The organism is Yoonia sediminilitoris (assembly GCF_003058085.1).
Lineage (GTDB): Bacteria > Pseudomonadota > Alphaproteobacteria > Rhodobacterales > Rhodobacteraceae > Yoonia > Yoonia sediminilitoris.
This window is the reverse complement of record NZ_QBUD01000029.1, coordinates 1-13,869: the sequence shown is the minus strand read 5'-3', so window position 1 is coordinate 13,869 and position 13,869 is coordinate 1. Positions and strand designations below refer to the sequence as shown.

The following is a 13,869-nucleotide window of genomic DNA, read 5'->3' as shown; positions in this document are numbered from 1 at the left end:
CCACAGTCGAGCCAAGCCAAAACCTCACACCCTGGCCCGCATCAGAAAATCTTCATCATAGGAGACCTTCGCTGCAGATTGCATAGAGGTCTGCTGTGCGGGACTTTCCTGACATTGGTGTTCAGGCATGTTGCTGGCGCAGCATTTGTTCGCAGTCGCGGCGACGTGTTTTTTTGCGGTGCAGCGCGTTTCACCAGAGCAGCCATTCAAATCCGCTTCATGGCACCAACCCCAAACTGTCTTTTCGCTGCGAAGAGCTCAAGGTAGCGGGGCGCGGATGGAGTAGATTGCGTTTTCACCCGACCGTCGCGCAATTCAGCATAACGCAGAGGTTTTCATCAGCTAGGAATGGACCTCCACCATGGAAGTTACGCCAATAGGATTGGATCTGGGTAACGACGTTTGCCAAGTTCACGGTATCACCGCTGACGGCACGGTTGTCTTCGATCGTTCGATCCTGCGCAGACAATGCTCAAGTTCTTCGAGACGTTGCCAAACTGTCTTGTTGTAATTGGGGCCTGCGGCTCCGCTTATCATTGGGGGCGTGACCTAACCGCAATCGGTCATGAAGTGCAGCTAATGCCAGCGGTATACGTCAAGCCGTATGTGGTCCTCACCAAAGGTACCTACTACCTCCAAGCAGCACAGAAGGAGTAAGGCAAAACCGAATTGCAAGACGAATGCCATGATGGCGTGTGCGGTCATCCGAAAACCCAAAATCCTGGGTTTTGTCCTGAAATCACAGGTTCGCGTCGCCGCTTGGGAACAGGTTTGCGGAACCCATCAAGGTCAGCGGCAAGTCTCGACGCCGCGATCAAAAGCCGGACACAGGACTGTACTGACGAACCGCGCAATCAGAGCATTTTTCCTTGCAAAGCAGACGCCATCCCCTCAGGACAAACTGGACTTATGCAGTTGAGGCTGTTGCTGACGCAGCGTTCCTTCCAACATGCTCCGTCGTGCCTTTGGGGCAAGCCGCAAGTTTCATCAAAGCCATCATTCGCGCGACACCATTCAAAGTTAAGCCGCACTTAACTTAATAAAACTGGTCGAGTAGCGTATCAATCTCGCGCTGGGTGATGGCGTCGATGCTACACGTGGGAGACCGCACATATGCGTTGGCAATGATACCGCGGCGGTGAAGGATTTGTTTGTGGACATGATAGAAGATGTCACCGTCCTGAGCGGCCAGACGATTGATCGCCATAATTTTGTCGTCGAACAGGACACGGGCCGTTGACTCATTGCCGTCTAGGAGGTGGTTCCAAACGGCGACGAAATCTTCGGGCTGGCTGCAAAAGGGCATTGTCCCCCGTGCGCCGCGGCGGAATTCTTCGATCATGTAGCTGCCACCAGCACCACCGATAACGGTCAATTTCTCTGCCACTTTGGCGGCCATACGCGAGACCTGTGGAACAGTAGGAAGTGTTTCAACTTTGATGGCCGCCGTTCGGCTGGCATGAAGAACAATCCGCCGAACGGCATCTGCGCCAATCGGTGCCTGAGGAACGTCCTGCAAGATGATTGGCAGAGTGACGAACGCATCAAGACGGTCGAACAGATCCAGCATGGATTCCGGACCCGTGGGCATGAATGACATCGGGTAGATCATCAGCGCATCCGCGCCAAGATCTTGTGCCCGACGCGACAGGCTAACAGCGATATCCGTTCCAGGTGCAGAGGTGTTCATCACCACAGGAACGCGGCCGTTCACTGTCTCAACCGTCACTTTCAGCACCTGATCGCGCTCTGCATCGCTGAGTTTGAAGATTTCACTGCCCAAGGCAATCCCCAACCCGTGGACTCCCGCCGCAATATTGAATTCGATCAACTGTTGTAGGCTATCGAAATCAATGCCGCCTTTGGCATCGAACGGTGTGATAAGGATCGGAATGATCCCCTGAAAATTGAGCTGTGACATCAAGGTTCCTTTGACAACTGGTCAGCATGGAAGGCGAAGACATCTTCGACTTCGATTTGGACGGGACGGGTGTCAGAATGGCAATGCATCAAGGCTTCCATTGCTGCCCACCATTTCCACTGTACCGGGTCGGGGTCTGACGGCACCGGCGGTTTGTAGCGGTCCTGCACGGCGATCAGCGTCAAACCGTGGCGGTGTATGGTAAAATCACGGATGCCGCTGGCAGCCATTACATCCAGAAGTTCGGGCCAAATGGCATCATGGCGGGCTTTGTATTCGGCCTCGCACCCCGGCTTCAGGGTCATCAACCAGACACGACGGTTCACGATGCGGCCGTCGTGTTGTCGTTGATGTAGTCCCAGACAATATCATAGCCCAGCCCCGGCATTTGCGGCAGCGGGATCATCCCTTCGGCATCCATCTGGTCGCAGTTTGCGTGCAGATAGGGATGGGGCGCATCGTAATCGACGCCGGGGGCCAGAAGCCCCTTTTCGTAATACTCGCTCGTGTCCTCGGATGTGGCCCCCATTGCGTGCAGGTTGCCCCAGCCCGCCATGTGGATTTCGCATTTGATGCCGTAGGCTTCGCAGACGACGGCGGTTTTTCGACAGCCGGTCAGGCCGCCGCGCCGCACGTCCATCCGGCTCATGTCGGAAGCTCCGCGCAGGATCCATTCGGCCCGTGTAAACACGCCGCCCGCGGCGATCTCAGGGGCAAGGATCGGGATCGACAACTCGCGGCACAGCCGGACATAGCTTTCAACGCGGTATTCTGGCATCGGATGTTCGAACCAATAGAAATCCAGTTTCTCGAGTTCGCGCCCGACTTTGATGGTTTCTTCAAGGGTGTGATAGGTGCCCCAGACGTCATACATCAACACCATGTCAGGGCCGACGGCTTCGCGCACCAGTTGGCAGGTTTCGATATCGTCCTTGATGTTGGAGGGGCGGCCAGGAGTCGGCAGGCCCGTTTCAGGGTTCCAGAAATAGTGCGGGTGAATCTTGTACGCGGTATACCCTTCGGCTTGGCAGGCAAGCGCATGGTCGGCATAAACCTGCGGGGAGCCGATATTGGGATAGGTCGAGGCGTAGGCCTTTACCTTGTCGCGGGCGCCGCCCATGACCTTATAGACAGGTTGCCCAAAGGCGCGACCCGCGAGATCCCACAGCGCCAGATCAACGACGCTGGCGACGACTTCGGGAATGTTTGCAACCCAAAGCCATTTCCACACCATTTCACGATCAAACGGATCTTGACCGACCAGCAACGCTTTGATGCGGCCGGTCAGCATCTCTTGTTCGACCACGTTCAAGCCGTCCTGATCGCCGTGTTTGCCGCCGCCAAAGAAATAGCCGGTCAGCCCTTCGTCGGTGTCGATACATGTGACAGTCTGGTGCACCTCTGCCTTCGGGATCAGGCGCCCGTGGCCGATGTCCCATCGGTCCGCATAGGTGCGGAACGGGATGACTCTGATATCCGTGATCCGCACGTTCGTTACCCCAATCGCACACCCGTTTCGGAGTCAAAGGCGTGCAACCGGCCTGCTTCAACCTCGAGATGCAATGTGTCACCAAGGCGCAGGTGCAACCGGTCGCGGGTGGAGACCAACGTCGGGGTTCCGGCCAGATCGACGACAAACTGGAGTTCCGCGCCGGTTGGCTCAACCACCGTGACATTCGCTGATGCGCCTTGATCGGCTACCATCAAGTGTTCTGGCCGCACGCCTGCGGTAAACGCCTGACCTTCGGTGAGCCCTTCAGGGGCGGGTGCCAGAACGGCGCCATTCTCAAGGACGGCCTGCCCATTTTCCACCTTGGCGGGCATAAAGTTCATGGCGGGCGAGCCGATAAACCCTGCGACAAAGCGGTTGGCGGGCCGGTCATACAGATCCAGCGGAGCACCGATCTGTTCAACATGGCCGTCTTTCATGACGACGATCTTGTCGGCCATTGTCATCGCTTCAATCTGGTCGTGCGTAACATAGACGATTGTTGTGCCCAGACGCTGATGGAGGCCCTTGATCTCTGTGCGCATCTGCACGCGCAAGGCGGCATCAAGGTTCGACAGGGGTTCGTCGAACAGGAACACCTTTGGATCCCGCACAATGGCGCGGCCCATGGCAACGCGCTGACGTTGGCCGCCCGACAATTGCTTGGGGTAGCGTTTCAACATCTGTGTGAGGCTAAGGATTTCCGCGGCCTTGGCGACCTTTTCGTCAATCTCTGACTTGCTGACCTTCGCCATTTGCAAGGGGAAGCCCATGTTCTTGGCGACGTTCATATGCGGGTAAAGCGCGTAGTTCTGGAACACCATGGCGATATCCCGGCTTTTGGGATGCAGGTGAACGATGCTGGATCCATCGATGGAGATTTCGCCTCCGCTGATGGTTTCCAGCCCGGCGAGTGAACGCAGCAATGTGGATTTGCCACAGCCGGACGGACCGACCAGCACGACGAATTCACCGTCGGCAACATCAAGATCGATCCCGTGGAGTACTTCGACAGCCCCATAAGATTTACGAATATCGCGAAGTGCAACTGAGCCCATGTCAGACCTCCTTCAAGAGTTTTGTAGCGTCGTGGTCAGCGAATTGATTTAGAATGGCTTCTGGTGGCTGGTTTCCCGTCGTATCTGTCGGGACAACAACGCGACCATTTTTGAAAACCGGCGCGTCGCCCATCAGCCCATAAAGTGAAGAGCCCTTGCCGCGATCGACAAATTCAACAACCGGATCGGACTGTTTTGCCGCCGCCAGTGCCAGCGCCCATGGTTGTTCGCAGGTGTTGTGCAAGATCACGGGCACTTCTGCGGCTTTGGCCATGTCAAGAATGCGCAAGCATTCGGTGATGCCGCCCGCCCACGCGACATCCGGTTGCAGGACGTCGGCCAGACCTTCGCGGATCAATGCAGCACAATCCCAACGATTAAAGCTGAAATTACCAAGGGCAAGTCGTGTGCTGCCACCAAGGCCGGATTTGAGTTTGTGCAGGCCTTCCATATCGTAGGGTGGCAAAGGATCCTCGATCCAATAGAGGTCGTGCTGGGCTGCTTCTTGTGCAAAGCGAAGCGTATAATCCGCATCCCATGCCATGAAAGAATCCAGCATGATCCGACCATCCGGCCCCGATGCGTCGCGGAAGCTGCCGACATAGTCGACATTGGCACGCAGCCCCTGTTCACCTGCGCCAGGCCCGTATGGCGTGGCAGCTTTTAGCCCCCACCAACCACCGCCCGAAAACGGTTTTGGCTGTTGCGTCGTACAGTATACTGGGAGATCGGACGCACCGCCTCCAAGAGCCGCAACCAGTGAAACGCCACGCGTCTTACACTGAAGATCCCAAAGCGCGATATCGACAGCGGCTACGGCCATCATCGAAAACCCTGAGTGGCCGGACGGCAGTAGCGAATTGAACATCTGGTCCCAGACGTCCGCGATATCTGTGACGGCTGTGCCTTCGATCAGACGTGAAAGATGCGCCTGAACGATCAAAGCCACGACTTCGCCGCCGTTGGTGCAGGACCAGCCGACAAGGCCATCGTCGGATTCGATCCGCACGAACACCTTTTTGCTGGGCCACATCCAACTGGACCGGTTTTCACCAAATTGCGGCCAACGCGACATGGGCGACGCAACACGGCTTGTCTGAAGCTTTTGCGTCTGGAACCCACAGTCAATGGCGCGCGCCTGTATGGATGCGATCTTCATCCTTTCACCGCCCCTGCCAGCAAGCCACGTGTGAAGTAGCGCTGACCAAAGAAGAACACGACCATGATTGGCATCGCGACAAGCGTGGCCGCCGCACCAACCCGGTTGAATTCAATGGTAAATAGCTCGACAAAGCTGGCCAATCCGATGGTCACGGTCTTGTTGTCCGAGGATTCCATCAGGATGGATGCAAAGGCAAACTCGCTCCAGGCGCCGACAAAGTGCCACATCGCGGCGGTGATCAATGCGGGCGTCGCCAAGGGAAGGACAATCCGGACCATGCTTTGCAATCTGCTGGCCCCGTCCATCATCGCGGACTCCTCCAACTCGAACGGGATTTCCCGCAAGGATGATGCAATGATCCAGGTGGCGAACGGCAGGCCGAATGCGGAATAAAGCAGGATCAGGCCGAGCAGAGAGTCCTGAAGGTTCAGCGAGTTCATCAGCCGGTAAGTTGGCAGTAACAAGGCCGCACCCTGGAACATCCGGCTGATTAAAAGCCCGCCAAGGATCAGATCGCGTCCCGGAAAGTGCAGCCGGCTAAAGGCGTAACCGGCGAGCGTGCCAAAGAACACAACAAGGATCGTGGAACTGACTGCGACGATAAAACTGTTCGAAATCAGCGTCGGCCAATTCAAAAGCTGGCTGGACTGGGACGTTTCGTCAAACAGGGCTGTATAGGCCTCAATGGTAGGAGCCTGTGGCCAGAACGTCAGCGGTAGACTGGCCAGTTCGCCGGTTGTCTTGAACGACGCCAAGACAAGCCAAAAGATCGGGAACAAGATGTAGGCGGCGATCACGACACCAATGAGACTGAGCGCCATCCAATAGAAAGGGCGAGATGACTGGTTCATTTGCTACCCCCTGCGGCCCAAGACCGGCGGTTGATGTAAAGGTAAAGGCCGACTACAGCCATGAGGAACACTAGGTTGACGACCGACATGGCCGAGCCCACGCCCCAATTGAAGAACTGGAAACTCTGCTGGTAAATGTAGGTCGACATAATCTGGCTTGAGTTGGCAGGCCCACCGCCGGTCATGACCCATGGCAGGGTGAACTCAGCGGTGATCCAGATCATTGAGATGACTGTCACCGCGGTAAGCGAAAACGAGATATTGGGCAGGATCACATGCCGGAACCTCTGGAACGCGTTGGCGCCGTCCATGCGGGCTGCTTCGATCTGTTCTGCCGGGACCGACCGGATGGCCGCACAAAGGATCAACGCCACCAAAGGCATCTTGCGCCACACAAGCACAATCACGAGCATCCACATCACAAGGTCTGGGTCCCCGAGAAACGAGATCGGCTGATCGGACAAACCAACGCGGGTGAAAGCATCACCGATGACCCCGACCTGACCGTGCAACATCCACTTCCACGCCATCGCCGTCACAACGTCAGGCAACACCCATGGCAAGAGGATCAATGCGCGCAGCGCGGTTGTGACTTTTGAATCGATGGCCAGATATGCGCCGACGGCCAATCCCGTCAGGACACAGAACACCGTGCCTCCAAGGATCCAGATGGCCGTATTAACGACAACAGTGCCAAAGACGGGGTCGGCCCAAAGGGCTTCGAAATTGACCAGCGTGCCGAAGCCGCGCTCTTGACCCATGACAAATTGTGTCAGGCTCAGCGTGGCGACGTCCCATGTCGGGCCAAGCACAAAGGCAAGAACTGCGGCGACAACGGGGAGAATAAGAAAATAGGCAAGCCATCTATCACTAGAACGGTTCATCGTTTGACCTTTCGAACAGGAAAGAACATCGGCCCCGCGCGTGGTGCGCGGCAACGTGCATCAATAGAGAAGTGCCCGGCAGATCGGGAGAAACCTGCCGAGCCTTTCCGAACTAGCCGCGCAACAGATCAATCTGTGCTTGTGCGGCTTCGTTCGCCTCATCCAGAGCTTCCTGTGGTGTTTTCTGCCCCAGCACCACTTGCTGGATCGCTGTCGCGAGGGCGCTTTCTACGGCGGAGACGCCAATGAAACGCGGCATCGGCTCAGCGCCTGCAAAGAAGTTGCCTTCGTTGTATGCAGAGACCCAGTTTGGCCATGCTTCTGCGAGACCAGGGCTGTTCCAGGCATCTTTACCAGCAGGAACGCGAGCGATTTCCGGGTTGCCGCCCCACGTGTTCAGCTGCTCGTTCTGGGTCCAGAAATCAATGTAGGCCATTGCAGCTTCGGGGTTCTCGGTGCGCGAAGATACCATCAGAACGGCAGTGCCATCCATGATCGCGGCGACGGGCGGGAAGCTGCCGCTTGGCGCGTCGGGACGCGGGAAGGGCGCGCCTTCCCAGTTGAACCCTTCGGGCGTGCCCCATGGCGTGTTCAGCCAAGACAAGCCGATCCACATGGCCGCACGACCCTGACCGAACAATTGTGCGGTGTCGCGGAAGTTGGTTTCGGTCATCGACGTGCCAGCCGGTGTTGATCCGTCAGCGATCAGGTCTGCATAAAGTTGCAGAGCGTCGACCATCCCCGCTTCGTTCAGCTGAACCTTGCCACTCTCTTCGTCGAACACGCGGCCACCGTTTGCATAAGCGATGCCTTCGAAGATGTTGATGTCGACGGGTGCAGTCGTGGCAGGGAATGCAATGCCGGGGCGATCGGGCTTGGTCATGGCCTTGGCGTATTCGCGCAGCTCGGACCATGTAGCTGGCGGGCGGTCATAACCGGCCTCTGCCAAGGCATCCATGTCGACAGCGAGGAACGACGCCATATCAACATAGGTCGGCACACCATAAAGCTTGCCATCGTGCATGCCAGACGACATGACTTCTGGCACAAGGCGGGTTTTCCAGTCGTCGATCTGCCCGTCGGTCGCAATGTCATCCAGCGGCTGAATCAGACCGAACCCTGCAAATTCCGGGATATCCTGCCCGAACGCGATGATCACATCGGCGAGGCGATTAGTCTGGAAGCCGGCCAGAATTTTCTGGCGGCGGATCTGACCGTTAAAGAACGAGTAGTCGAGATCGACGTCAGGGTTGTCGGCCAAAAAGCGTTCGTTGGCAGCCGGCCATGCCTCAACTTCTGCGGGCGTTCCGCCAAACTTCCATACCGACAGGCTGCCGGTTGCGGCGCGCGCCGGACCTGCGGCAATGCCCATGGTCGCGGCCATTGCTGTCGTTCCGATCAGGAATCCGCGTCTGCTAATATCAAGTTTCATGGTTTCTCCTCCCATTTGTTAGAACTTAGTCGGTTTTAGTTTTCGAAATGACATTCGTATATCATTGGGTCTTGACTGTGGAATACGTCCATGACATTCGTATGTCAATGCTAATTTGAAATTTGGCGCCGACGCCAAAAGGCCGTAAGGCAACAAGAGTAAGGGCAAACATGGCAAAGAGCCGAAGGGTAACTCTGAAGGATGTTTCAGCGGCCTCTGGTCTGTCGCTGATCACAGTGTCCCGCGCGTTGCGCCACCCTGAAACCGTGCAGGAAGAGACCCGAAAAAAGATTCACAAAACGATCGAAGAAATCGGATACGTGCCCAACCTGACAGCACGCTCACTGGTTTCGAGCCGCTCGAATATGATCGGTGTCGTCGTCCCTATCTTGACCAGTTCACTGTTTGCCGACTTTGCCCAAGGCGCTGAAACCGTATTGAGGCAAGCGAACCTACAAATGCTTCTCGGTGTCAGCCAGCGATCGAAAGACCAAGAGGCCGAGGCGGTGCGAACGTTCATCGCCCGTCAGGCCGATGCGATCATCGTGACCGGGTTTACCCACTCATCGGCGTGTCGAAAGCTGTTGGAGGCGTTCGGCGGGCCTGTGGTCGAAACCTGGAATTTGCGGCCAGAGGCGCTGGATATTTCCGTGGGCTATAGCAACTATGATGCGTCGGCGGGCATGACGCGCTACCTGATCGAAAAGGGCTATCGCAATATCGCAACCGTTGGCGGCGCGTTTGAAAACAACGATCAGGCCACCGACCGACAGGCCGGTTTTCTGCAAACGATGCAGGACGCCGGGCGTTCTGTCCCGCCAGAGAACATTCTGGCTGTTCCCAACCCGACGACCATCGAAAGCGGCGGCCCACTCATACTGTCTTTGTTGGACAGGCCGAACCCGCCCGATGCTGTGTTTTTCCAGGCTGAATTGCCAGCGCAGGGCGCAATGATGGCCTGTCTGTCGCGTGGCATTCGCATCCCCGAGGATGTCGCGATCGCCGGGTTTGGTGACCTGAGTATTTCAGGTCTGATGCCCGTCCCGATGACCACAATCAGAGTTCGCGCGCAGGAAATTGGACAACGCGCTGCCGAGCACGTTCTGCAGCGACTGAACGATGGCGTCGAGCAACCGCTGATCGATGATGTCGGCTTTGAACTTATGATTAGAGAAAGCGCATGACCCAGAACACCGACACCACTGCCGCAACGATCCGCGCCGCTGTCATCGGCGCGGGGCATTTCGCGTATCGTGTCCATATCCCCGTGCTGCAAGACCGCCCGGAGGTCGTGTTAGATTCTGTCTGTCGGCTCGGGGCGGATGATCTTGCGCTGATACGCGATGAATTTGGGTTTGCGTTCGCATCCGAGGATTGGCGCGATATTCTGGCGCGCGACATCGATATTGCCGTGATCGCGACGCCGCATCATCTGCATTTCGAACAAGCGATGGCGTTTCTGGAAAAGGGGTGCCACGTTCTAGTTGAAAAGCCGATGTGCCTTAACCCGGATGAGGCATGGGCCCTTGTTGAAAAGGCGAAAGAGGTCGGGCGCGAATTGTTGGTCTCCTACGGGTGGCACTATAAGCCGGGCCTCAAAACTGCCCGCGACCTATTGGGCCGGATCGGCAAGATTGAACATGTGTTGTGCCACATGGGATCGTTCACACGCTCCGTTTTTGCGGGCAGTGGGGGTGCATCACGGTGGGAACATATCAAGATCCAACCGGAAGCCGAAACATGGCAAAACGCAGATGCAGGCGGCGGTTTTGCCTATGGGCAGCTCAGCCATGCCATGGGCTTGCTGTTCTGGCTGACCGATCTGCGATGCGAATCCGTCGGCGCAATAACGTTGGATGCACCCAGCCGGGTGGACCTGCATGACGCCGCCGTGACGCGGTTCAGCAACGGGGCGACGGGCGTGTTTTCGGGAACCTGTGGCGTGCCGCAAGGGCATGGGTTTGAGGTTGATATCCGCATTTACGGCGAGACCGGATCGCTTTTGATCGACATTGAGACGGAGCGGATGATCCTCAAGCTGCCCGATGGCAGCCGGGAAGATCATTCTGTTGCGCCGGGCACATGGTTCTACAGCTGTGAAGGCCCCGCCAACGCGCTGGTCGATGTCGCAATGGGAAAAGGCGGCAACGAAAGCCCCGGCGATGTCGGCGCACGCGCCGTAGAAACTTTGCATGCGCTGGTGACCTCGGCAAAGGCCGGGGGCAGCGCAACACCAATAAACATGATGAAGGGATGATCCATTGACGACCTATGACTTTTCGAACCAGACCGCCATTGTCACCGGCGGCGCACAAGGGATCGGCGGCGCGATAACCGCGCTGTTGGCGTCTCAGGGCGCGCGGGTCGCGATCTGGGATATGGACGCCGCTTTGGCACAGGAAACAGCGGAACGCGTCGGCGGAGGGGCCTTGGCCGTGCAAGTCGACATCTCCGACTGGGACAGTGTTCAAGCCGCGATAGCCAAAACCGTAGAGGTCTGCGGCGGTGTCGAGATTTTGGTCAACTCTGCCGGCATCGCGGGGCTGAATGCACCGCTGGCCGACTACCCCGTCGACGAATTCCGCAAGATCGTCGACATCAACCTGAATGGCACGTTCCTTGTGAACAAGGCCGTGGTGCCCGTGATGACGGCAAAGGGGTATGGCCGTATCGTCAACATTGCCTCGGTCGCAGGCAAAGAGGGCAACCCGAATGCCTCGGCCTATTCCGCGAGCAAGGCGGCGGTGATCGGACTGACAAAATCGCTGGGTAAAGAATTGGCCGGGCAGGATATTTCGGTCAATTGCGTGACACCGGCAGCGGCGCGCACGCGAATCTTTGACCAGATGCAGCAAGAACACATTGACTACATGCTCTCCAAGATACCGCGCGGTCGTTTTTTGGAGTTGGACGAGTCAGCAGCGATGATCGCTTGGCTGGTTTCGTCGGAAAACAGTTTTACCACCGGTGCAACGTTCGACCTTTCGGGCGGCCGAGCAACCTATTGATCCATTAGAACCATAAGGAAAACCAATGAAACTGCTACGTTTCGGCCCAAAGGGCCAAGAACGCCCCGGCCTGCTCGATGCTGACGGACAGCTGCGCGATTTGTCCGCGCATGTAAGCGACATTGCCGGACCGGATTTGTCCGACGCCATAGCGACGGCGGCGTCTATCGATCCGGCCACTCTGCCAGTTGTCGAAGGCACGCCCCGCATCGGCCCCTGCGTCGGGAATGTCGGGAAATTCATCTGTGTTGGGCTGAACTACTCGGACCATGCGGCTGAATCGGGCATGGACGTACCGCCAGAGCCGATCATTTTCTTCAAAGCCACCTCTGCGATCTGCGGCCCGCACGACGATGTAGAAATTCCACGCACATCCAAGGCCACAGATTGGGAAGTCGAACTGGCTGTCGTTATCGGCAAAACCGCGAAATACGTCAGCGAAGATGATGCCATGGACCATGTTGCGGGTTATTGCGTCGTCAATGACGTTTCAGAGCGTGATTTTCAGATCAAGCGGCACGGGCAATGGGTAAAAGGCAAGTCGGCTGATACCTTTGGCCCGACAGGACCGTGGCTTGTGACCCGTGACGAGGTGTCGGACCCGCAGAATCTGGATATGTATCTAGAGGTGAATGGCCACCGTTACCAAGACGGGAATACCTGCACGATGGTTTACGGGGTGGCGCATTTGGTGTCGTATATTTCGCAGTTCATGAGCCTCCAGCCTGGCGACATCATCTCAACCGGGACACCTCCCGGTGTTGGTATGGGGCAAAACCCGCGTCTTTATCTTAAGCCGGGCGACGTGATGGAGCTTGGTATTGAAGGCCTTGGCGTGCAGCGGCAGCGCACTGTCGCGGCGGGTTGATCGACCATGGGAAGTGCCCTTGATCACGATGGCCCTATGCCGACAGAAATTGTCGATGCGCATCACCATCTTTGGGATCTTGGGCGCTTTCCCTATCCTTGGCTTGCTCCGGATGCGCCTCCACGCCCGTTTGGCAATCACGACGCCATCAAACGTAATTACCTGACAGTGGATTACCTGACACACTTTGATGGATTACCGTTGGTTGGGTCGGTTCATGTTCAGGCCAACTGCGGCGCGGCGAACCCAAGCGATGAAACTGCCTGGCTTGCGGACTTGTCCCAGACATCTGGTTGGCCCAACGCTGTTGTTGGCGACATTGATCTGTCGTCTGAAATGGCCGCCGATATTTTGAAAGCCCATGCACAGTATCCCTTGGCCAAGGGCGTACGGGCGTTTGTTGCTCATGATCGTAGCGGGCGATGGCGGTTATCTGATCGTCCGCATATGATGAACGACCTCACATTCATTAGGAATGCAAGCTTGCTGAGCGAGATGGGGTTCAGTCTTGATCTTGTTATTGTGCCTGACCAGCTAGTCGAAGTCGCGCAACTGGCTACAGCTGTGCCCGACCTTGTAATCATCATCGATCATCTGGCGACACCGGAACCTGTGTCCTTGTCTTCGTGGCGCACCGGGGTTGAGGCGGTAAGGGGCTTTGACAACATTGCAATGAAACTGTCGGGCCTTTGGACCATCGATAAACTCTGGCGACCCGAAAACTTGCGCTCTTACACGCACCACGTTCTTAAGCAGCTAGGAGGCGACAGGCTCATGTATGGTTCCAATGCGCCTATCGAGACCTTGCACTGCTCAGTGTTTGATCAGGTCAGCACTCTTGCTTCACTGATTGCCGAGAATGATCCGCAGTCGATAGACGCAGTGTTTTGCAAGACTGCGACGCGCCTCTATCGCCTTTAAGCGCGGCTCATCCCTGAGAAGCCTTGGCTACGTCCCGCAGTCTGTGAATTCACAGTTTCAGATTTGCTGCGCTTCGCCTGAATGGCGGCATTCCCCTTTGCGATGTTGCAGCCAGTTTGCAGCAACGCGGCAGACTTTTGCACTACGTGCGCACGCAGCGAGAAATTGGCAGGTCCGGTGTGGGCTCATGGACGAAGCCGCTCGCGCGGCAATGGCGCTTGTGGCTGATGTTTCGCATTGTTCCTGACGTCGCGCATTTTGTGAACTGACGAACC

The 13,869-nt window shown here is 56.9% G+C and carries 13 protein-coding genes; 5 read left to right on the top strand and 8 right to left on the bottom strand.

What is annotated here, in order from left to right:
• Positions 1-1,036: 1,036 nt before the first annotated feature.
• From C8N45_RS22470 to C8N45_RS22435, 8 genes are all read right to left on the bottom strand, one after another.
• A complete protein-coding gene (locus tag C8N45_RS22470; RefSeq protein WP_108389223.1) occupies positions 1,037-1,921 on the bottom strand; it encodes a dihydrodipicolinate synthase family protein in 885 nt (294 codons plus the stop codon).
• Complete coding sequence (locus C8N45_RS22465) at positions 1,921-2,247, bottom strand: L-rhamnose mutarotase (RefSeq protein WP_114427882.1); 327 nt, start codon at positions 2,245-2,247, stop codon at positions 1,921-1,923. Before C8N45_RS22465 ends, C8N45_RS22470 begins: the two co-directional genes overlap by 1 nt.
• A complete protein-coding gene (locus tag C8N45_RS22460; RefSeq protein WP_108389219.1) occupies positions 2,244-3,410 on the bottom strand; it encodes an enolase C-terminal domain-like protein in 1,167 nt (388 codons plus the stop codon). The genes C8N45_RS22465 and C8N45_RS22460 overlap by 4 nt, the downstream gene beginning before the upstream one ends.
• Before the next feature lie 5 nt (positions 3,411-3,415).
• Positions 3,416-4,468: an ABC transporter ATP-binding protein gene (locus C8N45_RS22455; RefSeq protein WP_108389217.1), complete on the bottom strand. Its 1,053-nt coding sequence runs from the start codon at positions 4,466-4,468 to the stop codon at positions 3,416-3,418.
• Between the two features lies 1 nt (position 4,469).
• Positions 4,470-5,627, bottom strand: a complete 1,158-nt coding sequence (locus C8N45_RS22450; protein ID WP_108389216.1) for an enolase C-terminal domain-like protein — start codon at positions 5,625-5,627, stop codon at positions 4,470-4,472.
• Positions 5,624-6,481, bottom strand: coding sequence for a carbohydrate ABC transporter permease (locus C8N45_RS22445; protein WP_108389214.1), 858 nt, complete (start codon positions 6,479-6,481; stop codon positions 5,624-5,626). The genes C8N45_RS22450 and C8N45_RS22445 overlap by 4 nt, the downstream gene beginning before the upstream one ends.
• Positions 6,478-7,365: a carbohydrate ABC transporter permease gene (locus C8N45_RS22440; protein ID WP_108389212.1), complete on the bottom strand. Its 888-nt coding sequence runs from the start codon at positions 7,363-7,365 to the stop codon at positions 6,478-6,480. Before C8N45_RS22440 ends, C8N45_RS22445 begins: the two co-directional genes overlap by 4 nt.
• A gap of 112 nt (positions 7,366-7,477) precedes the next feature.
• Positions 7,478-8,797 carry an ABC transporter substrate-binding protein gene (locus tag C8N45_RS22435; RefSeq protein ID WP_168769570.1) on the bottom strand — a complete coding sequence of 440 codons (1,320 nt, stop codon included), beginning with the start codon at positions 8,795-8,797 and terminating at the stop codon, positions 7,478-7,480.
• A 170-nt stretch (positions 8,798-8,967) separates the two neighbouring features.
• Between C8N45_RS22435 and C8N45_RS22430 the strand changes: the two genes are divergently transcribed.
• Genes C8N45_RS22430 through C8N45_RS22410 form a run of 5 tightly spaced genes read left to right on the top strand, consistent with a single transcriptional unit; the run spans position 8,968 to position 13,594 of the window.
• The gene (locus C8N45_RS22430; protein ID WP_108389210.1) at positions 8,968-9,981 is read left to right on the top strand and encodes a LacI family DNA-binding transcriptional regulator; all 1,014 of its coding nucleotides are present in this window, start codon (positions 8,968-8,970) and stop codon (positions 9,979-9,981) included.
• On the top strand, positions 9,978-11,054 hold the full coding sequence (locus tag C8N45_RS22425; protein ID WP_108389208.1) for a Gfo/Idh/MocA family protein: 1,077 nt from the start codon (positions 9,978-9,980) through the stop codon (positions 11,052-11,054). Before C8N45_RS22430 ends, C8N45_RS22425 begins: the two co-directional genes overlap by 4 nt.
• A 4-nt stretch (positions 11,055-11,058) precedes the next feature.
• Positions 11,059-11,805: an SDR family NAD(P)-dependent oxidoreductase gene (locus tag C8N45_RS22420; RefSeq protein WP_108389205.1), complete on the top strand. Its 747-nt coding sequence runs from the start codon at positions 11,059-11,061 to the stop codon at positions 11,803-11,805.
• Positions 11,806-11,830: 25 nt separating this feature from the next.
• Positions 11,831-12,673: a fumarylacetoacetate hydrolase family protein gene (locus C8N45_RS22415; protein WP_108389203.1), complete on the top strand. Its 843-nt coding sequence runs from the start codon at positions 11,831-11,833 to the stop codon at positions 12,671-12,673.
• A 36-nt stretch (positions 12,674-12,709) separates the two neighbouring features.
• Entirely contained in the window at positions 12,710-13,594 is an 885-nt protein-coding gene (locus C8N45_RS22410; RefSeq protein ID WP_168769569.1) for an amidohydrolase family protein, read from the top strand.
• Positions 13,595-13,869 lie beyond the last annotated feature (275 nt).